Annotated in this window: 22 protein-coding genes; 5 read left to right on the top strand and 17 right to left on the bottom strand. The window is 73.9% G+C overall.

Annotated features, from left to right (window positions below):
* Nucleotides 1-8: 8 nt before the first annotated feature.
* A complete protein-coding gene (locus ACFYZL_RS32625) occupies nt 9-3,515 on the bottom strand; it encodes an NACHT and WD repeat domain-containing protein (protein WP_388683985.1) in 3,507 nt (1,168 codons plus the stop codon).
* Between the two features lie 82 nt (nt 3,516-3,597).
* Here ACFYZL_RS32625 and ACFYZL_RS32620 point away from each other — a divergent pair, with 82 nt between their 5' ends.
* The gene (locus ACFYZL_RS32620) at nt 3,598-4,629 is read left to right on the top strand and encodes a questin oxidase family protein (protein ID WP_388683984.1); all 1,032 of its coding nucleotides are present in this window, start codon (nt 3,598-3,600) and stop codon (nt 4,627-4,629) included.
* Here ACFYZL_RS32620 and ACFYZL_RS32615 read toward each other — a convergent pair.
* The 12 genes from ACFYZL_RS32615 to ACFYZL_RS32560 form a co-directional block, all read right to left on the bottom strand.
* Nucleotides 4,607-5,395: a polysaccharide deacetylase family protein gene (locus ACFYZL_RS32615; protein WP_388684101.1), complete on the bottom strand. Its 789-nt coding sequence runs from the start codon at nt 5,393-5,395 to the stop codon at nt 4,607-4,609. The genes ACFYZL_RS32620 and ACFYZL_RS32615 overlap by 23 nt on opposite strands.
* An 88-nt stretch (nt 5,396-5,483) precedes the next feature.
* A complete protein-coding gene (locus ACFYZL_RS32610; RefSeq protein ID WP_384746318.1) occupies nt 5,484-6,026 on the bottom strand; it encodes an FABP family protein in 543 nt (180 codons plus the stop codon).
* A 118-nt stretch (nt 6,027-6,144) separates the two neighbouring features.
* Nucleotides 6,145-8,199: an elongation factor G gene (gene fusA, locus ACFYZL_RS32605; protein ID WP_388683981.1), complete on the bottom strand. Its 2,055-nt coding sequence runs from the start codon at nt 8,197-8,199 to the stop codon at nt 6,145-6,147.
* Nucleotides 8,200-8,561: 362 nt separating this feature from the next.
* Nucleotides 8,562-9,002: a VOC family protein gene (locus ACFYZL_RS32600; RefSeq protein ID WP_384746279.1), complete on the bottom strand. Its 441-nt coding sequence runs from the start codon at nt 9,000-9,002 to the stop codon at nt 8,562-8,564.
* Nucleotides 9,003-9,280: 278 nt separating this feature from the next.
* The gene (locus ACFYZL_RS32595) at nt 9,281-9,823 is read right to left on the bottom strand and encodes a DoxX family protein (protein WP_384746280.1); all 543 of its coding nucleotides are present in this window, start codon (nt 9,821-9,823) and stop codon (nt 9,281-9,283) included.
* 126 nt (nt 9,824-9,949) lie between these two features.
* The gene (locus ACFYZL_RS32590; RefSeq protein ID WP_384746281.1) at nt 9,950-10,147 is read right to left on the bottom strand and encodes a hypothetical protein; all 198 of its coding nucleotides are present in this window, start codon (nt 10,145-10,147) and stop codon (nt 9,950-9,952) included.
* 207 nt (nt 10,148-10,354) lie between these two features.
* Nucleotides 10,355-10,726, bottom strand: coding sequence for a low affinity iron permease family protein (locus ACFYZL_RS32585; protein ID WP_384746282.1), 372 nt, complete (start codon nt 10,724-10,726; stop codon nt 10,355-10,357).
* Nucleotides 10,727-10,851: 125 nt separating this feature from the next.
* On the bottom strand, nt 10,852-11,373 hold the full coding sequence (locus tag ACFYZL_RS32580; protein ID WP_384746283.1) for a hypothetical protein: 522 nt from the start codon (nt 11,371-11,373) through the stop codon (nt 10,852-10,854).
* A gap of 6 nt (nt 11,374-11,379) precedes the next feature.
* A complete protein-coding gene (locus ACFYZL_RS32575; RefSeq protein WP_384746284.1) occupies nt 11,380-11,916 on the bottom strand; it encodes a hypothetical protein in 537 nt (178 codons plus the stop codon).
* A gap of 95 nt (nt 11,917-12,011) precedes the next feature.
* On the bottom strand, nt 12,012-12,749 hold the full coding sequence (locus ACFYZL_RS32570; RefSeq protein WP_384746285.1) for a metallophosphoesterase: 738 nt from the start codon (nt 12,747-12,749) through the stop codon (nt 12,012-12,014).
* Nucleotides 12,746-13,000, bottom strand: a complete 255-nt coding sequence (locus ACFYZL_RS32565; RefSeq protein WP_388683977.1) for a BON domain-containing protein — start codon at nt 12,998-13,000, stop codon at nt 12,746-12,748. Before ACFYZL_RS32565 ends, ACFYZL_RS32570 begins: the two co-directional genes overlap by 4 nt.
* Entirely contained in the window at nt 12,997-13,659 is a 663-nt protein-coding gene (locus tag ACFYZL_RS32560) for a nucleotidyltransferase family protein (protein WP_384746287.1), read from the bottom strand. Before ACFYZL_RS32560 ends, ACFYZL_RS32565 begins: the two co-directional genes overlap by 4 nt.
* Nucleotides 13,660-13,804: 145 nt before the next feature.
* Between ACFYZL_RS32560 and ACFYZL_RS32555 the strand changes: the two genes are divergently transcribed.
* On the top strand, nt 13,805-14,818 hold the full coding sequence (locus ACFYZL_RS32555) for a glutathione S-transferase family protein (protein WP_388683974.1): 1,014 nt from the start codon (nt 13,805-13,807) through the stop codon (nt 14,816-14,818).
* A 20-nt stretch (nt 14,819-14,838) separates the two neighbouring features.
* Here ACFYZL_RS32555 and ACFYZL_RS32550 read toward each other — a convergent pair whose 3' ends face one another.
* The 4 genes from ACFYZL_RS32550 to ACFYZL_RS32535 form a co-directional block, all read right to left on the bottom strand.
* Entirely contained in the window at nt 14,839-15,327 is a 489-nt protein-coding gene (locus tag ACFYZL_RS32550) for a hemerythrin domain-containing protein (RefSeq protein ID WP_388683972.1), read from the bottom strand.
* Nucleotides 15,328-15,455: 128 nt separating this feature from the next.
* On the bottom strand, nt 15,456-15,770 hold the full coding sequence (locus ACFYZL_RS32545) for an SHOCT domain-containing protein (protein WP_384746289.1): 315 nt from the start codon (nt 15,768-15,770) through the stop codon (nt 15,456-15,458).
* Nucleotides 15,771-15,786: 16 nt separating this feature from the next.
* A complete protein-coding gene (locus tag ACFYZL_RS32540) occupies nt 15,787-16,206 on the bottom strand; it encodes a DUF6325 family protein (protein ID WP_384746290.1) in 420 nt (139 codons plus the stop codon).
* 60 nt (nt 16,207-16,266) lie between these two features.
* Complete coding sequence (locus ACFYZL_RS32535) at nt 16,267-16,683, bottom strand: SHOCT domain-containing protein (RefSeq protein ID WP_384582451.1); 417 nt, start codon at nt 16,681-16,683, stop codon at nt 16,267-16,269.
* A 270-nt stretch (nt 16,684-16,953) separates the two neighbouring features.
* Here ACFYZL_RS32535 and ACFYZL_RS32530 point away from each other — a divergent pair, with 270 nt between their 5' ends.
* From ACFYZL_RS32530 to ACFYZL_RS32520, 3 genes are all read left to right on the top strand, one after another.
* Nucleotides 16,954-19,566 (top strand): LuxR C-terminal-related transcriptional regulator, encoded by a 2,613-nt coding sequence (locus ACFYZL_RS32530; RefSeq protein ID WP_388683969.1) that lies wholly within the window; start codon nt 16,954-16,956, stop codon nt 19,564-19,566.
* Nucleotides 19,567-19,677: 111 nt separating this feature from the next.
* Complete coding sequence (locus ACFYZL_RS32525; protein ID WP_384582447.1) at nt 19,678-19,875, top strand: hypothetical protein; 198 nt, start codon at nt 19,678-19,680, stop codon at nt 19,873-19,875.
* A 107-nt stretch (nt 19,876-19,982) separates the two neighbouring features.
* The gene (locus tag ACFYZL_RS32520) at nt 19,983-20,444 is read left to right on the top strand and encodes a hypothetical protein (protein WP_384746292.1); all 462 of its coding nucleotides are present in this window, start codon (nt 19,983-19,985) and stop codon (nt 20,442-20,444) included.
* Nucleotides 20,445-20,574 lie beyond the last annotated feature (130 nt).

The raw sequence follows: 20,574 nt of genomic DNA, 5'->3' as shown, positions 1-20,574 counted from the left end.
CGCCCGGCTCAGCCCTCGTCCGGGAGGAGGAACGCGCGCCGTTCCTCGGCCGAGAGTCGGTGCAGGAGGCGCGAGCGGGTGCGGCGCAACAGGGCGTCCGGGTCGGTCTCGGACACGTCCCAGATCCGCATCGTGCGGTCCCGCGAGGCGGTCACCAGGCGGGAGCCGTCCGGATGCCAGTCCAGGCTGTTGACCCAGTCGCCGCCGATCCCGACGACGGCGAGCTGCCTCGCCGTCTCCGGGTCCCAGAGGCGGATCGTACGATCCCGGGACACGGAGGCGATCCGGGTTCCGTCCGGTGACCAGGCCACACCCTGCACCCGGTCCTCGTGGCCGGTCATGACGGCGAGTTCGCTGCCGAGGGCGGGATCCCAGAGCCGGAGCGTGCGGTCGCGGGAACCGGTGACCAGCCGGGTGCCGTCCGGCGACCAGTCGACCTTCCAGGCGTGGTCGGCGTGGCCCGTCAGCACGGTCCGGGCCCGGCCCGTCTCCGTGTCCCACACGACGACGGTCCACCCGGCGCCGGAGGTGGCGAGCAGCCGGCCGTCCGGCGACCAGGCCGCCCCGGTGAGCCAGTCGTCGTGGCCGCGCACGCGCGACCCGGACTCCAGGACGCGCAACGCGGCGCCCGTGGCCGCGTCCCAGATCCGTACGGTGCTGTCCCGCGAGGCCGTCGCCACCCGCGTGCCGTCCGGCGACCACGCGATGTCGGACAGCTCGTCCCGATGCCCGAGCAGCTCCGTACGGGAACCGCCCGCCCCGGGTCCCCACAGCAGGGCCCGGCCGTCGCGCAGGGCCGCCGCCACCCGGGCGCCGTCGGGTGACCAGGCGACGTCCGACACCTCGGCCCCGGGGCGCAGCAGGTCCGTCTGCCGGCCGGAGCGCGGGTCCCACAGCCGTACGGTGCCGTCCTGCGAGGCGCTGGCCAGCCGCCCCCCGTCGGGGGACCAGGCGGCGTGCCACACCGAATCCTCGTGGCCGCGCAGGCCGGTGGTCCGCTCGCCGGCGTCCCACACGGCGAGAGCGCAATCGCGGGAGGCGCTGGCCAGCCGTGATCCGTCCGGGGACCAGGAGACGGCGTACACGGTGTCGGTGTGGCCGCTCAGCCAGAGCGAGGCCTCCGCCGCGGGCGCCTGGGGTGCCTCGGGAAGCCGCCAGACCCGCACCCCGCGGTCCTGGTCGCCCGCGGCCAGCCGCCGCCCGTCCGGTGACCAGGCCAGGCAGTTGAGGCCGTCCATGCTGTCGAGCCGGTGCCGGACGGTCCAGGTGTCGGTGGACCAGATTCGCACCGTACGGTCCTTGGACGAGGAGGCGAGCCCGCTCCCGTCCGGGGACCAGCACACGGCCTCCACCGTGTCCTGATGGTCCCGCAGCTCGCGCACCGTCTCCCCGGTGTCCGCCGCCCAGATCCGTACGACGGTTCCCTCGCCCGCGCTGGCGATCCACCGGCCGTCGGGGGACCAGGCCACGGCCCACACCTGGCGTACGTGCCCCTGGAGCGACGCCACCTCGGTGTACGCGCCTGCCGGGTCGGTGTCCCAGACGCGCAGGACCCGGTCGCTGCCGACGGACACGAGACGGCTGCCGTCCGGCGCCCAGGCGATGCCGGTCACCCCCTCCGTACGGTCGCCGTGCCCGTGCCGCAGCGAGGCGAGCGGCGCCCACGTGGCGGTGGACCAGATGCGCACCGTCCCCTCGCGGGCGCCGCAGGCGATCCGGGTCCCGTCGGGCGACCAGACCACGGAGCGGAGCCAGTCGCGCCCGGGCAGGTGAACGGCCGGCTCCGCCGCGATGTCGGCCTCCGCGTCCGCCACGGACCACACGCGCAGGCCCCCGTCCCCCGACGAGGCCGCCAGCCACCCGCCGTCGGGCGACCAGGCCGCGTCCGTCACCGAGGCGCGGAAACCCCGGTGCACCCCCCGGAGTCGGGAGGCGCCCACGGCGGTGCGGAGCGCCTGTGCCAGCGCCGGCGTGAGCCCGTACTCCCGCGCCGCGGCGACCCCGGCCGCCATGGCCTGCTCCGGCCGGCGGTCCGCGCCTTCGAGCAGCCGCACGGCCACCGCGTCCGCCGCGCGCGCCATCGTCGCCCGGTCCGCCCGCGCCGAGCGGTCCACGAACTCCGCGACCAGCGGCGCCGAACCCAGCGCCGGGGCGGACCCCTCCATCCACTGCCGGGCCAGGGTGAGCCGCTCCCCGGTCAGCAGGTACGCGTCCGGTCGGCCGGCGTGCTCCCAGTCCTGGGCCCAGCGCTCCAGTTCCGTGCGCCGGCGCAGTTCGTCGGCGCGGGCGGCGACCGCCTGGCTCAGCGGCGGCCACCGCCGGAACAGCGCCTCGTGCGCCACGTCCAGCGTCCCGCCGTCGCCCGTCAGCAGCCGTCCCGCCACGAAGGCGTCGGCGACCTCCCGCTGCGCCGGCCCCAGTTCGGCGCGCGGCACCCGCCGCCGGGTGGGCTCGTCCCGGTCGACCGTGACGAAACGCAGCAGCGTGTCCAGGACCGGGGCCCGCGCGCCCAGCTCGGCCGTGATCCGGTCCGCCCGCTCGGACAGGGCTCCCGAAACCCCGCCCAGCGCGCGGTAGGTCTCGTGGCTCACCGTCCCCCCGGAGCCACCCGCCCGCAGGTACAACTCCTGGAGGGTGTAGGCCAGCAGCGGCAGGGCGTCGCCGCCCCCGCAGTCGTCGACCATACGGGCCACGACACCCGCGGCGAAGGACAGACCGGCCTGCTCGGCGGGCCGCTCGATGACCTCGTACAGCTCCTCCCGGCCGAGCGCCCCGATCGCCATGGTGTCCCGGACCAGCTCGGCGAGCCCGCCCTCCAGGACACCGGTGAGGAAGTCCGAGCGCAGGGTGGCCACCACCCACAGCTGCGGCTCCTCGCGCAGGGCCGTGCGCAGCACGTCGAGGAACGCGGCGCGCTCCTCGGGACCGGACAGCGTGAGCAGCTCCTCCAGTTGGTCGACGACCAACAGCGCGGGCCGGTTGCCCGGCAGTCGCTCCAGCCCGAGGCGCAGCGCGCCCACCGGGTCCGTACCGGGCGAGAACGGCTCGGCCACCGCCCACCGCCTGCGCCGCCGGGCCAGCGCGGGCAGCAGTCCGGCCCGTACGAGGGAGGACTTGCCGCTGCCCGACGGCCCGACGACGGTGACGCACCGCGCCGCCCGCCCGGGCACCGCGGGGTGCAACCGGCCGACGAGCTCGGCGACTTCGCGGTCGCGGCCGAAGAAGACGGCCGCGTCGGCCTCGGTGAAGGCTTCGAGGCCGGGATAGGGAGGCTGCCCGGACGTCCACGTCCGTCGGACGGCCGCGGGCCGGTCGAGATGGTGCAACCAGACCTGGCCGACGACCAGCGCCAGCACCCCGAAGCCGAGCAGCGGCACCGACCAGGTGCGCAACAGCCGCAACGGCAGAGGGATTTCACCGTCCTCGCTGGTCGCGTAGTTCGTCGTGATGGCCAACAGCGCCCCGACCAGGACGAGCAGGACATCGAGTATGAGTTTGACAGGCCGTCGGTCCACCCCGACAACCTAACCGGGCGGCGCGGCGGGCGGGTTCCGAGGTCCGGTGCGCGGACCCCCCCGCCGCGCATACCGTGCGCGTATGAACATCGACAACGCGAGCGGCGTCCTCGACGAAGCCCTGGAGCGACTGCACACATCGGGTCCCGAGCGCCTCGGGCGCCTCACCAACCACGCCCCCATGGTGGTCGAGTCCCTCGCCTCGCACGGCCGGTCGGCCGACGTGCACCGCTGGCTCGACCTCTACTCCTCACACCTGGAGGAGTTCCCCGCCCCCTTCGCCCCCGTCACCGGGGCCGACTGGCCCGAGGCGCTCGGGGACCCGCGCCGGGCCGCCGACTGGATCGCGTACTTCACCCGGGAGATCGCGGACCGGCCCTGGCGGGAGCTGCTGGCCACCTGGTGGCCGCGACTGCTGCCCGGCATGTACGGCGGCTCCACCCACCCCGTCATCCGGGTCGGCCACGCCGTCCGCGCGCTCACCCTGAGCGGCGAGAACCCGCCCCGCCTCACCGAACTCGCCCACGGACTCGGCTACTGGGCCGCCCGCCACCAGCCGGTCACCGGAATCACGACGCTCGCCGCCGCACCCGGGGTCGACGCCCTGGCCGCCCTCGACTCCGTGCCGCCCATCGCCGACCCCAGCGGCGGCTTCCCCACCCGACTGGCCCGCGTCGACCGGCTGCCGGCCTGGCAGGACGCCACGACCGACCCCGACGAAGCACGACGGCGACTCACCGAGCTGGTGCGCGCCGCGACGCACCGCTACGCCACGCACGGCCACGGCAACGCGACGATGATGGTCCACGCGGCGACCGCCCCCAACGCGGTGCTGCGCACCCTCCCCGCCCTTCCGCGCGAGCTGTGGGCGCCGAGCCTGCACGCCGCGTGGACGGCCTCCGCCGCGGTGACGGCGATGTACGCCCCTGCGGAACCGGTCGCGTATACGAGCCCGCGCGTGCGGCTCACGGGGGAGGAGGTCATGGAGCGCGCACTCGCCCACGGCGACGAGCACGTGATCAAGATGACCGACACGGCGCTCGACGTCGGCGACGAACGGGCACTCGCCGCCGCCCTCCGCTGCGCCGAACTCAGCGACCCGCTGCGGGGCTGAGCAGCAGCCCGCGCAGGTCGACGACCTCGTAGCCCTCCTCCTGGACGGCGTCGACGATCCGGGGGAGGGCCTGCGCGTCGAGGACGACCCCGTCGCCGGTGCTGCCCACGTGCATCTGGATGATCGCGCCGGGGGCGAGGGCGTCGACGGCCCGCTCGACGGCCTCGTCCACGCTCATGCCGCCCGCCGGCCCGAGGTAGCCGTTGGTGTCGGTGGTGAACTCGATCGCCGCGTACCCGAGGTCGTTGACGTCCGCGACGGACTCCTCCGAGGTGGCGCTGTACGGGAACCGGAAGAACGGCAGCGGCTCCGCCCCGGAGGCCGCGCGGATCGCCGCGTCGGCGCGGCGCACCTCGTCCGCCCGCTCCGCGGTGCTCAGGTCGTCGAAGTAGGGGTGGCTGTGCGAATGGTTGCCCAGGCCGTGCGCGGCGCCCATCGCGCGGACCGCGGCGGGGTGCTCCTCGGCGAACCGCCCCGTCGGGAAGAACGTCGCGGACAGCTTGCGGCGGCGCAACTCGCCGAGGACCGTGTCGATCCCGCTCTCGTCCCAGGCGGCGTTGAAGGTGAGCGCCACCACCTTGCGGGACGTGGGGATCCGCCGGATCTCACTGCCCAACAGCTCCGCCGGCGGCCGCGGGCCGGGCGGCGCCCAGCCGGAGCGCCGCACCGTCCGCCCCGACGCGGACGCGGCCGGACACGGCGCCAGTCCTGCGGCCGCCGCCAGCGAAAACGCCGCCAGCGCGGCCCGTCGTCCCGGATCCACCATCGTCACGTCACCTTCCGTACGGTCTGCGACGACTATGGAAGAGCCGGAGCGCGGCGCCCGGCAGCCCCGGCCGGGCACCCGGGTGATCTCAGCCGTGCATCCGGCGCAGCCGGGTGGTGAGGTGGTGCTGCAAGGGCTGCCCCACCGCCGCCATGTCGTGGGTGACCGTCATCCCGCCCTCGTGCAGGGCGTAGTGGCGCCGGGTGCCGGTGACCTCCTTGGCCAGCGGGGTCAGCGCCACGTCCTTCGTCTCGATCTCGATCTCCGTGCCGGACACCCGCCCGACGTACGTCTCGACGATGCCGGTCGGGTGGGCGAGCACGACCTCCAGGCCCGCGTCGGGCGTCACGCGCCACCAACCCGCCTCGCGCCCCGCCGGGCGCACGGGCGCCCCGTCCCCGTCGATCAGCCACGCCCGTGCCTCGTAGCGCAGGAAGGGCCGGCCGTCGTGGCTGAAGGCGATCTCCTGCTCGTACCGGAAGTCCTTCTCCAGGGTCGGGTACTGGCCCTCGCCGCGGCCGTGCCAGCGCCCGATCAGGGGGAGCACGGGCGCCAGCAGCGGATGCGGCTCGGGCCCCTCGCCGAGGACGTGGGTGTCGGGGTACGGATTGTCCTGCGCCGACTCGAACATGTTCACCTTGCCTGTGTACGAAGATCCCGGGCTCCGCAGCCTAGTGCCCGGGCCCCCGCACGACCCGCCCGTCCCGGGGAGCGGGACGGGCGGGTCCTACCGGGCGTGGTGCCGGCGGTTACCGGGTCGGCAGCGCCCCGGCGACCGAGGACGGAACCGGCGCCAGACCGGCCGGCCGGGTGGTGAACGTGCCCCGGCCCTGGGTCCGGCCGCGCAGCCGCGACGCGTAGCCGAAGAGCTCGGCCAGCGGCACGACCGCGGTGACCACGGCGGCCCCGGCCCCGGCGGTGGACGCCGAGACCCGGCCCCGGCGGGCCGCGAGATCACCGAGGACGCCGCCCACGGACTCCTCGGGAACGGTCACCGTCACCTCCGCGACCGGCTCCAGCAACTCCATCGTGCTCGCGCGCAGCGCCTCGCGCAGGCCGAACCGGCCCGCCGCGCGGAACGCCGGCTCCGAGGAGTCCTTGGAGTGGGTCGCCCCGTCGGTGAGCGTGACCCGAAGGCCCGTCACCGGGTGGCCGGCGAGTGGTCCCGCGGCGAGGGCGTCCCGACAGCCCGCCTCCACGGCACGCGCGTACTCCTGCGGCACCCGCCCGCCGACGACCGTCGACCGGAACTCGAACACGGACTCCTCCAGTGGCTCGACGTCGAGGACGACGTGCGCGAACTGCCCCGCACCACCCTCCTGTTTGACGTGCCGGTGGACCAGGCCGGTCACCCCGCGCACGACGGTCTCCCGGTAGGAGACCTGCGGGCGGCCGACCTCGATCTCCACCCGGTGGGCGCGGCGGACCTTCTCCACCGCCACCTCCAGATGGAGTTCACCCATCCCCGACAGCACCGTCTGCCCCGTTTCCGGGTCCGAGCGCACCACCAGCGAGGGATCCTCCTCGACCAGCCGCGCCAGCGCCGAGGCCAGCCGCCCCGTGTCGGTGCTGCGCCGGGCCTCGACCGCCACCGACACCACCGGGTCCGCGACCGACGGCGGTTCCAGGATCAGCGGCGCCCCCGGCGCGCACAGGGTCGTGCCCGCCCGGGCCGCCTTCAGCCCGATCACCGCGACGATGTCGCCCGCACGCGCCTCCTCCCGTTCCTCGTGCCGGTCGGCCTGCACCCGCAGGATCCGGCCGACCCGCTCGGTGCGGCCCGTCGCCGGATCCAGTACGGACTCGCCCTTGCGCAACGTGCCCGCGTAGACCCGTACGTAGGTGAGCCGGCCCGTGGCCGTGGCCGTCACCTTGAAGGCGAGGGCCGCGAACGGCTCCGCGGGGTCGGGGGCGCGCTCCTCCTCCGCGCCGCCCGCGACCGTCCCCCGGACCGGCGGCATGTCCGCCGGCGAGGGCAGGTACGCCAGTACGGCGTCCAGCAGCGGCTCGATCCCGCGGTTGCGGTAGGCCGACCCGCACAGCACCACCACGGCGTCCCCGCTCAGCGTCAGCTCCCGCAGGGCGCGGACCAGGGTCCGCTCCGTCAGGGCCGACGTCGCGCAGAACTCCTCCAGGGCCTGCGCGTGCAGCTCGGCCACCGATTCCTCCAGCAGCCGGCGACGCCTCGCGGCCTCCTCCCGCAGCGACTCCGGGACGGGACCGGCCTCGTACGCGTCGGAGCCGGCGCTCCAGATCAGCGCGCGCATGGCGAGCAGGTCGACGACACCGGTGAAGGCGTCCTCGCTCCCCACGGGCAACTGGACCACCAGGGGTACGGTGCCGAGCCGCTCCCGGATCGAGGCGACGGCCCTGTCGAGATCGGCGCCCGCCCGGTCCAGCTTGTTCACGAACGCGATCCGCGGCACTCCGTACCGGTCGGCCTGGCGCCACACCGACTCGCTCTGCGGCTCCACGCCGGCGACGGCGTCGAACACCGCGACGGCCCCGTCCAGTACGCGCAGGGACCGCTCGACCTCGTCGGCGAAGTCGACGTGCCCGGGCGTGTCGATGAGGTTGACGCGATGACCGCCCCACGAGCAGCTGACGGCCGCGGCGAAGATGGTGATGCCGCGGTCGCGTTCCTGGGCGTCGAAGTCGGTGACGGTCGTGCCGTCGTGGACCTCGCCGCGTTTGTGGACGGCGCCGGTCGCGTACAGGACGCGTTCGGTGATGGTGGTCTTGCCGGCGTCGACGTGGGCGAGGATGCCCAGATTGCGGACGGCGGTGAGAAGGGTGCTGCGCATGGCCCGAGGCCTTTCGGATGACGAGGAAGAGGGCAGCGCGATTCCCGGACGCGGACCCGTCCGCGCGGCCGGAAAGGCCTTACGGGCGGGGCGAACTCGGATGAGCTGATACGAGCCGAGTGGAACTCAGCTGTGCGTCACGGGCATACGGTGACGGCCGCGCGGCCGGCACCGCACGCTCCGAGACACCGGGATCACGTCGTACCGGGACCGGGGAGCGAAGGCGGCGGTGCGGTGAACGCACATGGCTCGGCTCCCCTTTCTCTTCACTCGGCATGAGGCGCGCGATGCCCTGTCGGCAGCGCGTGAGGCGAGTCTAGTGAGCGAACTCGCCGCGGGGCACGTCATTTTGGTGGGGGGCGTCAGGCGTCCGCCGTGAAATCGGGCAGGACCAGGGAACCGTCCTCGGCCAGGGTGAAGCCGGGGTTGTGGGCGACCTCCCAGGCGTGGCCGTCGGGGTCGGTGAACACGCCCGAGTAGAAGCCGATCGCGTTGACGGCGGCGGGCCGGGTGACGGTGCCGCCGGCCTTCGCGGCGGCGTCGAGGAGGGCGTCGACCTCGGCGTCCGTGCGAACGTTGTGCGCGAGGGCGATGCCGCCGAAGCCGCTGGGCGCGGGGGCCTCCGGGAGCCCGCAGTCGGCAGCCAGTTTCCGCCGGTCCCACAGGACCAGGGCAAGACCGCCCGCCTGGTGGAAGACCGTCTCCTCGACCTCGGTGCCGCGCCATCCGAGCGCCGCGTAGAACGCCTTGGCGCGGGCGAGGTCCGCGACGCCCAGGGTGACGAGGCTGATCCGCTGTTCCATTCCACCACCGTATCCGCCGGACGCGGGCCGGGCCGGGAAGACGGGCGCCGCGGGGGTGTGAGCGGGCCTGACGCGGGCAGACCGAGAGTACGGGGCGCGAGCGCAGGAGCCGCGCCCCGGCCACGAACCACCGCCCGGGCCACGGGCCACAGCCCCCGCCTTGGCCCCAGGCCGCCACTCCGGCCACCGGCTGCGGCCCTGGCCATGGGCCGCCGCCCGGTCGCGGGCACTGCCTTGGCTGCGGCCCACCGCCCTGGCACAGGGTCACGCGCGCGTTTTCAGGATCCGGCGGCGGGTTCGTCCGTGCCCGGTGCGGGTTCCATCGCGGCGATGCGGCGCCTGACCACGACGGTCGCGGCCGCCGCGCTGAGACCGAAAGCCACCAGGATGAACGCCGGACGGTCGAGCCTGTGCCCGCTGACGTGGTCGAGCGAGAGCCGCCCCGGCCCGGTGACGCCGAGGCAGGCGGCGACGGAGCCGAGGAAGGCGGGATACTCGAAGCCGCCGCCCTGGGCGAAGAAGCCCGCGGGCGCGTGGACGGAGACCGCGCCCGCCATGGCGCCGGCCGCCGCGGCGCCCGCCGCCGGGGTGGCGAGCCCCAGTACGAGCAGCGCACCGCCACCCGCCTCGCCGAGCCCGGCCGCGATGGCGCTCTCCCTGCCCGGAGTGAAGCCCATGTGCTCCATCGCCCGGGCGGTGCCGTCGATGCCGCCGCCGCCGAACCAGCCGAACAGCTTCTGCGTACCGTGCGCGATCAGTACGCCGCCTGCCGCGAGGCGCAGGCCGAGCAGCCCGAGGTCCTTACGAAGCGTGAAGTGCATGGGGGGACCTTTCGACGGGCGTGGATCGGCGAGGGGCGGAACGGCGGGATCTGTTCCCGCACCCGGCCCGCCGCCACACCGCACCCCCGCCGAATGGCGCAGGGGCGGCCGGGACGGGCCGCGGTCTCAGCGCTCGTCGTCCGCGCCCTCGGAGTAAGGGCGGATCTGTTCCTCCCGCCCCGTCCCGGTCCGTTGTTGCTTGGCGGTGTGGCCCCCGGCTCCGGCGTCATCCGTGCCGGTGCCTCCCGGAGGGCCCGCCGCGGCCTCGTCCGCCGCCCGACGGGCGTCCTCATCGCTCCTCGGCTCTCGTTCCCGCTCGCTCATCAGGTGCTCCCTGCGGTCAGTCGGGTGGCTCCGGGACTGCCGGACGCTCGCTGGGGGACGGTTCGGGGGGCGGGTGCGGGGGCCCGGGCGGGCGCTCGTCGGGATCCGGGGTGCCGGGATCACGCGGAACCGGATCCGGGCTCTCGGGCACGGGTGCGGGGCCCTGCGGTTCGGGCTCTGTCGTCCATTCCATGCGACTCTCGCCTCCTACTCCTGTTCGTCGATCCCGATGGCGTCCTCCAGCTCACGGCGGGCCGAACTCCACGCGCCTTCCCGCTGCTCCAAGAGGGCGTGCGCGATGGCGTCCAGCTTGCGCTGGATCGCATGCTCGGCCCGTCGCTCGGAGTTCTTCAGCAGGGCCAGCAGCAGCAGGGACACCGCGCCCATGGCGTCACCGGCGAGGTGCTGCCATTCCATCGGCAGGTGGAACAGGTGCACGGTGGCGAACCCCGCCACCAGCAGGAGGCACAGGCACGAGAAAAGGGCGGAGCTCGTGAAGTTCGAGGCGAGTTCGGCCAGCTTCTCGAAGCGACCGAGCCGCCTCGGGTCGCCCTTCTTCGCGGGGTGCGTGAACGTCATGCCCGGCGCCTGCCCCCGTGCGGGCGGCCGAACCGCATCCCGGGCGGAGACACGGACCGCAGCCGACGGCCACCCAGCGCACAGGAGAACGCCCCCGGGCCCGGCGGGGGCGTTCTCCCGTGGCGTCAGGTCCGCAGCAGCCGGCCGAAGAACGACCGGTACTTCTGCAGTGCCAGCCGCAGTTCCTCGGTGGCCACCTGTTCACCCTGCCGCCACTGGCTCTCCAGTTCCTTCTTGTGCTCGGAAAAGACCCCGGCCAGCGTCTGCATGACCTCGGCGACCAGGCCGTCGGCGTCGCGTACCGCGCCCTGCGGATCGTCGACGAAGCGGCCCTGGATCTCGCCCCAGGCGTTCCGGTACCCCTCGGCCTCCCGCTCGGGCAGCAGGGCCTCCTGTCCGGACTCCCCTTCGGGGGCGGACGCCCCGTCCGGGGAGGCCGCGCCTTCGTCCCCGTACGCGGACCCGTACGCGGACTCCTCCGCGTCCGTGAGGTCGGCCTCCTGCCGCTGCTCGCCGCGGTCCGCCCCGCGGGTGTCGTCGGCGGTCGCCTCGCCCGGGTACAGCGGGCGCTCCTCGTCGCCGGATCGGGCGAACTGCTCCGTGGTCAGGCCCCGTTCCTCCGGGCGCCGTTCCTCGTCCTCATGCATGTCCGGTCACCTCGCCGTTCCGACCAGTTCGTCGAAGAGCGCGCGGTAGTGCACCATGGCCCCGCGCAGTTCCTCGGTGGTTGCCTGCCCCTTGCCACTGCGTTCGTTGACTTCGTGCGCCGCGCGGTAGTGCTCCAGGGTGCGTCCGTGTTCGACGGACAGTTCGCGCAGCTGCTGGTCGTAGCCGTCGGTGGGGTAGCCGCGGTCCCGCATCACATGGGTGATCAGGTCGTCCGCCTGCGACACCGCGCCCTCCGGGCGGTCGACGAACCGCTGCTGGACGGTCGCCCAGGCCTCGGTGTAGCGGTGCCGCTCCTCGGGTGGGAGCTCCCTGATGTCGAGGTCGTCGTGCCGGGCCTCGCGCTGGTGCAGCTCCGTGTCGGCCGCGCGCCTGCTTCCCGTGCTCTCCACGGTCCGCTCGTATTCGGGACCGAACCGGTCCTGCAGCCGGCGCCGCCGCCGGAACATCCACACGGCGATGCCGGCGAGGATCACGACGACGGCGACCGGAATGACTATGGCGAGAAGTGTGCTGGTGGACATCGAATCCTCCGGGGGGCCGTCTGTCTCGGTCGGACGTTCGACGCCGCGCCTGCCCTCAACCCGCGTCCTCAAACGGGTGGAGGCCGACCGGCTGCCTACCCGTGCCCGTTGCCGGGCGTGAGGTAGTAGAGCGCGAAGGCGCGGTCGATCACCGGCATGGCGACGTTGCGCACCCGTACCCCACCCGCCGTGGTGCCGTGTTCCGTGCCGAGGTGGGCGTGCCCGTGCACGGCGAGGTCGGCACCCGCCTCGTCCACGGCCTCCGCGAGCAGATAGCTCCCGAGGAAGGGGTAGATCTCCAGCGGTTCGCCCGCCAGTGTGTCCGGCACCGGCGAGAAGTGCGTGAGGGCGATCAGCAGCTCGTTTCCCTCGTCGCGCAGTTCGCACAGGGCCCGCCCCAGGGCCTCCGCGCAGCTCCGGGTGTAGCGGATGAACGCCTTCATCTCCGGCTCGCCGAACTCGCTCCCGCTGCGCCCGGCGAAGCCTCCGCAGAATCCCTTGGTCCCCGCGACGCCGACCCTCGTACCCCCGATGTCGAAGGCCACGCCCTCGCCCTCGAGGACGCGGACGCCCTCCCCGGCCAGCTCCGCGGCGACCAGGTCCTGCTGGTCGCTCTGGTAGTCGTGGTTGCCCAGTACGGCGACCACGGGCAGCGGCAGCCCGGACACCTCGCGGGCCACGACCCGGGCCTCCTCCGGAGTGCCGTGCCGGGTGAGGTCCCCCGCGAGCAGCAGCAGGTCCGCGCGGTCCGCGAGGGTGTCGAAGGCCGGGCGCAGCATGCCCGCGCTGCCGGGGCCGAGGTGGATGTCGCCGACGGCCGCGACGCGGATCACGACAACTCCTCGGCGTGCAAGGGAGGCTCCGCGTGGTTCACGGTCAGGTCCTCCTGCCAGTGCAGACCCGCCAGTTCCTCCGCGGCGATCCGCAGGACGGCCGCGCGGGTGTCCTGGTCGGAGACGGACCCGCTGAGCAGCAACCCCGCTCCGCGGACTTCGACGCGGACGCCCAACTCGGACACGTCCTCTCGCGCCAAGCGGCTGCGGAGGCGCTCGACGCGGTATTCGACGGTGTCGGTGTTCGTCATGGCGTCGCCTCGCGGGGGTCGATGACGCGGAGCCGTTCCAGGAGGTACAGGAAGGCGTCGGGCAGGGGATCGGCCCGGTGGGCTCGGCCGAGCCGGTTCCAGTCGATCTGCTCCCGCAGCATCCTCGCCATGGGCAGGAGGTCGCCGAAGTCGCAGTAGTGCTCGCACAGGGCGGCCAGCCGGCTGTCCATGAGGTCGGTAGGCGCGAGGACCGGCATCCGGACCGAGTCCACGGCCTTCACGGCAGCCCGGTCGAGGAGCTCGGTGCTGACCGGCTTCCGGGCCAGCTCGAAGATCAGGTCGATTTCCTCCCCGTCGGAGCTGCCCTTGACCAGCCAGTCCTCAGGAGCCCTGCGCAGGACGATGCCACCGGCTTCCAGCGTCTCGATGACCGCTTCGGCGTCCTCGGGGCGCACGCAGAAGTCCGTGTCGTGCTGGAAGCGGGCGGGCACTCCGTGCGCGAACGCGGCCACGCTCCCGGCGAGCGCGAAGGGCTGCCCGGACTGCTTGAGGAGAACCGCCACGTGCTTGGTGACCTCCAGGATCGCCTGGGTGTGGTCCCGGGGCAGCGGCCCTTCGGTCAGCGTCGGCGGAGCGAGGCCTTCCGGGGAAGGGAACCCGCGGGGCCGGCCCGGCCGGAGGAAGGGGGAACTGTTCATGGGGCCTCGCTCATTCGCGGCGACAGGCCCGCGTGTACGGGACCCGGGCGTCACAGGTGGCGCCTTGCCGTTTCCCCACCTCCGAAACCCCGTGGCCGCGCCGCGGTGGGAAGCGCCGGAGCGGGTAGGCGCCGGGCATGGTTACGTGAGCAGCGGCAAGAGGTACACCCGTGACAGCCGGTACATCACCACCCGGATCACCGCCGACGGCGGCGACGGATACCGGGTGGAGCCCGGCCGCTACCGCCTGGTCGTCAGCCGGGCCTGCCCCTGGGCGAGCCGGGCGACGATCGTGCGGCGGCTCCTCGGGCTGGAGGAGGCCCTGCCCATGGCGGTCGCCGGACCGGTGCACGACGAGCGCAGCTGGACCTTCGACCTCGACCCCGGCGGGCGCGACCCGGTGCTCGGCATCTCCCGGCTCCGGGAGGCCTACCTCGCGCGTGACCCCGGCTACGACCGGGGGATCACGGTGCCGGCCGTCGTGGACGTCCCGAGCGGGAAGGTGGTGACCAACGACTTCCCCCGGATCACGCTCGACATGTCACTGGAGTGGACGGCGTACCAGCGCCCCCGGGCGCCGGAGCTCTACCCGCCCGCGCTGCGGGCGCACATCGACGACGTGAACGACGTCGTCTTCCGGGACGTCAACAACGCGGTCTACGAAGCCGGTTTCGCCGGCACCCAGGAGGCGTACGAGGAGGCGTACACCCGGCTCTTCGACCGGCTCGACCGGCTGTCGGCCCGACTCGAACGCTCCCGCTACCTCGTGGGCGACACCATCACGGAAGCGGACGTACGGCTGTTCACCACGCTCGTCCGCTTCGACGCCGTCTACCACGGTCACTTCAAGTGCAACCGGCAGAAGCTGAGCGAGATGCCGGTGCTCTGGGCGTACGCGCGGGACCTGTTCCAGACGCCGGGCTTCGGCGACACCGTCGACTTCGAGGACATCAAGCGCCACTACCACCTGGTCCACGACGACATCAACCCCAACGGCATCGTGCCGGCCGGCATCGTGCCGGCCGGCCCCGAGCCGGCGGCCTGGCTCACCCCGCACGGCCGCGCCGACCTGGGCGGGCGCCCCTTCGGCGACGGCACCGCGCCCGGCCCCGTCGCACCCCGCGACGCGGTACCGGCCGGGCACAACCCGATGTCCTGAACCCGGCCGGTACCGGGCGTTCACTTCCCGACGATCCGGCGCACGTTCTCGACGCTGCCGCAGCCGGACCGCAGCTGCTGTTCGCGTTCCCGCAGGAAGGCGCCGCCCAGCTCGGCCCGCCGTTCGTCGGGGACGTTCTCCCTGGCACCGTTGAGGATCGTCCGCTCCTCCTCGTCCACGTGGTGGGAGACCGCCCGGACCAGGTCCTCCAGCCGCTCGTCCCACTCCTCGGAGCCGACGTCGTCCACCTCCAGCAGGGCCAGGAGCGCCTCGTTGCCCTCGGCGTGTTCCTCCTCGCCGTGCTCGACCTCCTCGTCGTCGACGCCCCGGAAGCGTTTGAGCGCTCCGTAGACCTCGGCTTCCTCCGCCTCGCCGTGTGCGATGAGCAGGGAGGAGAACTTCTCCAGTGCCCCCGCACGGTCGGCCTCGACGCTCCGCATCCGGCGGAACAGGTCCTCCATCGTGCGGTGGTCCTCGAGGATGACCTCGACGACGTCCCGGGGAGCCATGACCCACCTCCGATGACGCATCCCGCGCCGCTGTTCGGCGCGGGGGCATACGGAGCGGGTGCCCCCACGCCGGCCGTTCATGCGGGACGGCACCGGCCACCGACCGTGACCGGTGCCGCCGAGGTGGGTCAGCCCCGCAGGAGGCGGTCCTTCTGGACGGCGAACTCCGTGTCCGTGAGCACGCCCTGTTCGTGCAGCTTGCCCAGGCGCTCCAGAGCGTCGAGCGTCTCGTCGGTCATCCCGCCCGGTGCGGCGGCCGGCGGGGCGGCCGGTGGGGCGGCGTACTCGGGCTGTTCGACGACCTGCTGAGCGGCGGCCCGCTCGGCCTGGTGCCGGGCGACACGGCCGGACACGGCCGTCGCGGTGCCGGCGACCACGGCGGTGCGCGCGGCGACACCGACGATCCCCGGTCGTCCTCCTCGCGCGAGGCGACGTCCTAGCATGGTCCTCACCCTTCCCTCATGCTGCGTTCTCGTAGGCCTTCTCGACCACGGCCGCCGGAATGCGCTCGTGTGCCACGAGTTCACCGCCGGCCCTGCGGATGGCACTCGTGATGCCGGCCGCCCAGGTGTTCTCCCAGACCAGCATCGCCGCCGCGGAGTTCGGTACGAGGTCCTCGGCGATCAGTTCGAGGTCCTCGTGGCTGAACAGGCCGCCGATCTCGCCTTCGATGTCGTCGAACACCGAGGCTTCGTCGGGCTCCAGCGCGTCGAGTTCGATGTAGGTGACCGCTCCGTCCGCGTCCTTCTTGACGAAGGTGAGGTCGAGGATCCGCACCGTGCCGCTCGCCACGAGCGCCTTCAGCTCCGGGGCGATCTCACCGCTGAACCGGTTCCCCGGGAAGGCGATGACCACGTACTCGACAGGTCCCACTTCCATGTCCGATGTCCTTCCTCACAAGCTTGAGCGTACTGCTCCGTGCGTCCCCGGCGGCGGCCCTCAGTTCGCGAGGACCTTCGCCTTGGCCTGCTCGTACTCGGCGGCGGTGATGTCGCCGCGGTTCTTGAGGTCGGCGAGCTTGGACAGCTCCTCGGCATGGCTGGTCGGGGTCCCGGCGCTCTCGCGCACGTAGGAGCGGAAGGCCGCTTCGTGCTGCTGGGCCCGTTGCATCTCGCGCATGCCCATGCCGCGCCCGCGGGCGATCAGGTAGACGAAGACGCCGAGGAAGGGCAGGAAGACGACGAACACGGTCCATCCGGTCTTGCCCCAGCCGCCCAGGTCATCGTCGCGGAAGATGTCCCCGATGATCCGGAAGAGCAGCATGAACCACAGGATCCAGATGAAGATGATCAGGGTGCTCCAGAACACGCCCAGCACCGGATAGTCGTAGGCCAGGTACAGCGTCGCGCCGTTCATGCGGTTCTCCCGTCGATCGTGGTGCCCGCACCGGGACTGCTCCAAGAATGTGGCGCGGGGCGGGGAGGCCGCCTCACCCCGCGGGGGTGAAGCCCGGGGCGTCCGGCGGGAGGGACCGGGAGTCCGGTGCCGAGGGCGCCGCGGGCCGCGCATCACCCCCGCCAGGTGACCCGACTGGTGATCACCACCGATCCCGGCTTCAGTGGAGGCGTGGGACGATCACAGGCCGTACCTCCGGTGCCAGGGATCCCGGCGACGACCGGTGACCCCATGCTCACCGTCAGGTTCACCGTGCCGGCCGTGCCGAAGCACCTCGTCCACCGCAGCGGACTGCTCAAGCGCCTGACGGCCGGAGTGGAGGGGCCGCTCACCCTCGTCAACGGCCCGGCCGGCTCCGGCAAGACCGTCCTCGCCGCCCACTGGGTCGCCGAGGGCACGGTGCCCGGCCCCACCGCATGGCTGACCGTGGAGCCGGGCGACGCTCCAGGTGCCTTCTGGGCGTACGTCCTGGAGGCCCTCGACCGCAGCGGGGCCGTACTGCCCGCCGGAGTGGGCCGGCCCACCCGCGCCGAGGGGGTCACCCGGTCGTTCCTCGTGCGCCTGGCGGAGGCACTGGCCGGGTCCGAACGGCCCGCCGTCCTCGTCCTCGACCAGTTCGACACGGCCGAGGCGCCCGACGTCACCGAGGGCCTGGACTTCGTACTGCGGCACGCCGCCGAAGGACTGCGCATCGTCCTCACCAGCCGGACCGACCCCCTGCTGCCCCTGCACCGCTACCGCGCGGCGGGCGAGATCGCGGAGATACGGTACGACGACCTCAGGTTCACCGACGAGGACGCCGAGGCCCTGCTGCGCGAGCACGGGCTGGCGGTCTCTGACGCGGGGATCGGGCTGCTGATGGAGCGGACCGAGGGCTGGGCGGCGGGAGTGCGCCTGTGCGCGCTCGCGATGCAGAGCAGCGCCGACCCCGAGGCGTTCCTGCGCCAGTTCGCCGCGGACCGCACCACCATCGCCGACTACCTCCTGCGTGAAGTGCTCGACGCCCAACCGGGGCCCGCACAGGACCTGCTGCTGCGCGCCTGCGTCACGGACCGCGTCCACCCCGACCTCGCGGACACGCTGACCGGCCGGGACGACGCCGCCCGGACCCTCGCCGGACTGGCCCGCGACAACGCCTTCCTGGAACGCACCGAGACCTCGGCCTGGTACCGGCTGCACCCCCTGTTCGCCGAAGTCCTCCGCGCCCACCTGCGGGAACGCCGGCCGGGCCTCGAACCCCAGCTGCGCGGGCGGGCGGCGCGCTGGTTCGCCCGGACCGGGCGCCTCCCGGAGGCCGTGGCCCAGGCCGCGGCCTGCGGGGACTGGCAGTTCGCCTCCGGGCAACTCGTCGACACCCTGGCGATCGGACGGCTCTTCACCGGTCTGGAGGCCGACCAGCTGGGCCGGGTCTTCGCCGAGATGCCGGCCGGTACGCCGGGCGCGGCGCCCGCACTGGTCGCGGCGGCCTGCCGGCTCCCCGACCAGGACCTCTCCGGGTGCGAGGCGGGGCTGCGGCGCGCGGACGCCTACCTCACCGTCGAATCAGGCCCCGAGGCCAGGCTCACCCGCGCCTTCGTCGGTGTGCTCGCGGGACGGCTCGCCGACGACCTGGCGGCCACCGAACGGGCGGCGGCCGACGCCGACCACCTGCTCGGCGAGCTGCCCGGGCCGCTGCTCGCCGAACGCCCCGAGATCCGCGCGCTGATGCTGGCGGGCCTGGGCGCGGCCGAGCTCGGGGCGGGGCGCCTGGAGCGCGCCGAGACCGTCCTCACCGCCGCCGTCGACGCCTGCGGGGCACCGGGGACGGAGTACCCGCTCTGCGACGCGCTCGGTTCGCTGGCCCTGACCGAGCTGAGGGGCGGCCGGCTGCGGCAGGCGGCCGAGCACGCCCGCGCGGCGCTCGCCGTCGCCGAGCAGTCCGCGCTGCCGCCCGAGCGGCGGACCGGCGTCGCCCACCTCGTCCTCGCGGGCGTCGCCACCGAGCACGACGACATCGCGGCCGCCCGAGACCACCTCGACCTGGCGACGGCCGCGGCCGGGCCCCGGCCGGAGCGCGTGGCCGCGGTCGAAGCCGCCGTCATCGGGGCCCGAATCGCGGCGTCCGAGGGCGACGGACGCGCCGCCATCGGGGCCCTGCACGCGGCGGGCACGGCCGGGGCCCCGCCGCGGCCGCAGGTGTGGGCGCTGGCGGAACTGGCCGCGGCCGAATCGGCCGTCCACCTGGCCCACGGTGACGCCGCGGCCGCACTCGCGGCCCTGGACGGTGTCGACGCCGCGGCCGCCGACCGGCCCGAACACGCGGTGGCCCGCGCCCGGGCGCTGCTCGCGGCCGGACGGGCCGACGAGGCCACGGAGGCGCTGGCGGACCTCCCGGCGGGCGACGCCCTCAGGGCGCCGGTACGGGCCCGGGCCTGCCTGCTCCGTGCGGAGGCCGCCGCCGCGGACGGGGCGGTCGAGGAGGCGCACCGACGGCTCGCCGAGGCGCTGGGGCTCGCCCGGCCCGAGGAACTGCGGCGGATCTTCGCCGAGAGCGGTCCCTGGGTGCGCCGCGTCCTGCGCCAGGACCCGGAGCCGGCACGGGTCCACGGCTGGCTGCTCTCGCGGAGCCCGGCGCACGCGGGCGCCTCCCCGGCCGGCGGGCCGCTCCTGCTGGAGCCGCTGAGCCCGCGGGAGACCGAGGTGCTGCGGCAGGCCGCCCGGATGCTGTCGACCGCGGAGATCGCGGCCGAGCTGTTCGTGTCGGCCAACACCGTCAAGACCCACCTCAAGAGCGTCTACCGCAAACTCTCCGTCACCCGCCGCAGCGAGGCCGTCCACCGCGCCCAGGACCTCGGCCTGCTCTGAGGCTTCTCGCCCGCACCGGGGGATGCCGTGCCGCTGCGCGGAGGCACAGGATGGCAGGTGAGGCCGTTGTGGAGCCGGGTGTCAGCCGTTCGAGAGAAGTGGGTGTGCCCCATGCGCTACGAATTCCGCATCTCGGGCGTGGTGCCGGAGACACTCGCCGCGAACTTCCCCGAGCTCGACAGGATCCCCGTCCGGGAACAGACGCTGTTCCTCGGCACCGTCGCGGACGAGGCCCACCTGTACGGACTCCTCACCCGCTTCCGGTCCCTGGGTCTGCGGGTGCTCGAAATGCGCCAGCTGCCCGTCTGAACCGAAGACCACCCGCTCCGGGTGATCACCCGGAGCGGTCCGTCGGGCGACCGTTGACGAGGAGAAGAACGGTCCGGCGCACTACCGCCAACTGTGAGGTGAGTTCCATGGGTCAGCCGACTCCGACCGGGGGGAACTGGAACACCGGCCCTGCGCCGGGCAGCACGCCGCTGTACAGCGGAGATCCAGGCGACGGCGCCGGGAGGGGAGGCACGGTATTCGCCGCGGTCCTCCTCCTCGTCACCGGCTGCCTCGGGATCCTGCAGGGCATCGGAGCCATTGCCAATGACGACGTGTACGCGCGCATCGGCAACTACGTCTTCGAATTCGACCTGACGGCATGGGGATGGATCCACCTCATCATCGGCATCCTCCTCGTCCTCACCGGACTGGGCCTGTTCGCGGGATCGAACGTCGCCCGCGGCGCGGGCATCGGCCTCGCGGGCCTGAGCGTCATCGCCAACTTCATGTGGCTCCCGTACCAGCCCTGGTGGTCGATCATCATCATCGCGGTCGACGTGTTCATCATCTGGGCCCTGTGCACGAGCTGGACGCACGAGATCGAGTGAGGATCCGTCCGCGACGCGGGGGGGGGGGGGGGGGGCCCCGGCGCGCGCCCGGCCCCGCCGGCCCCCCCCCGGGGGCGCGCAGGGGGGGGGGGGCGGCCACCCCCCCCCCCGGGCGCCCCGCGCGCGCGCG

The organism is Streptomyces sp. NPDC001717, from assembly GCF_042892775.1.
Classification (GTDB): domain Bacteria; phylum Actinomycetota; class Actinomycetes; order Streptomycetales; family Streptomycetaceae; genus Streptomyces.
This window is presented reverse-complemented; position numbering and strand designations above follow the sequence as displayed.

Bases quoted from the DNA above. Each gene is read 5' to 3' on its own strand.
- ACFYZL_RS32575 (WP_384746284.1), bottom strand. From the start codon at position 11,916: ATGTCCACCAGCACACTTCTCGCCATAGTCATTCCGGTCGCCGTCGTC.
- ACFYZL_RS32550 (WP_388683972.1), bottom strand. From the start codon at position 15,327: ATGGCTCCCCGGGACGTCGTCGAGGTCATCCTCGAGGACCACCGCACG.
- ACFYZL_RS32525 (WP_384582447.1), top strand. From the start codon at position 19,678: ATGCGCTACGAATTCCGCATCTCGGGCGTGGTGCCGGAGACACTCGCC.
- ACFYZL_RS32560 (WP_384746287.1), bottom strand. From the start codon at position 13,659: ATGAACAGTTCCCCCTTCCTCCGGCCGGGCCGGCCCCGCGGGTTCCCT.
- ACFYZL_RS32535 (WP_384582451.1), bottom strand. From the start codon at position 16,683: ATGAACGGCGCGACGCTGTACCTGGCCTACGACTATCCGGTGCTGGGC.
- ACFYZL_RS32595 (WP_384746280.1), bottom strand. From the start codon at position 9,823: ATGCACTTCACGCTTCGTAAGGACCTCGGGCTGCTCGGCCTGCGCCTC.
- fusA (WP_388683981.1), bottom strand. From the start codon at position 8,199: ATGCGCAGCACCCTTCTCACCGCCGTCCGCAATCTGGGCATCCTCGCC.
- ACFYZL_RS32565 (WP_388683977.1), bottom strand. From the start codon at position 13,000: ATGACGAACACCGACACCGTCGAATACCGCGTCGAGCGCCTCCGCAGC.
- ACFYZL_RS32580 (WP_384746283.1), bottom strand. From the start codon at position 11,373: ATGCATGAGGACGAGGAACGGCGCCCGGAGGAACGGGGCCTGACCACG.
- ACFYZL_RS32585 (WP_384746282.1), bottom strand. From the start codon at position 10,726: ATGACGTTCACGCACCCCGCGAAGAAGGGCGACCCGAGGCGGCTCGGT.
- ACFYZL_RS32540 (WP_384746290.1), bottom strand. From the start codon at position 16,206: ATGGAAGTGGGACCTGTCGAGTACGTGGTCATCGCCTTCCCGGGGAAC.
- ACFYZL_RS32615 (WP_388684101.1), bottom strand. From the start codon at position 5,395: ATGGTGGATCCGGGACGACGGGCCGCGCTGGCGGCGTTTTCGCTGGCG.
- ACFYZL_RS32610 (WP_384746318.1), bottom strand. From the start codon at position 6,026: ATGTTCGAGTCGGCGCAGGACAATCCGTACCCCGACACCCACGTCCTC.
- ACFYZL_RS32545 (WP_384746289.1), bottom strand. From the start codon at position 15,770: ATGCTAGGACGTCGCCTCGCGCGAGGAGGACGACCGGGGATCGTCGGT.
- ACFYZL_RS32520 (WP_384746292.1), top strand. From the start codon at position 19,983: ATGGGTCAGCCGACTCCGACCGGGGGGAACTGGAACACCGGCCCTGCG.
- ACFYZL_RS32590 (WP_384746281.1), bottom strand. From the start codon at position 10,147: ATGAGCGAGCGGGAACGAGAGCCGAGGAGCGATGAGGACGCCCGTCGG.
- ACFYZL_RS32530 (WP_388683969.1), top strand. From the start codon at position 16,954: ATGCTCACCGTCAGGTTCACCGTGCCGGCCGTGCCGAAGCACCTCGTC.
- ACFYZL_RS32620 (WP_388683984.1), top strand. From the start codon at position 3,598: ATGAACATCGACAACGCGAGCGGCGTCCTCGACGAAGCCCTGGAGCGA.
- ACFYZL_RS32600 (WP_384746279.1), bottom strand. From the start codon at position 9,002: ATGGAACAGCGGATCAGCCTCGTCACCCTGGGCGTCGCGGACCTCGCC.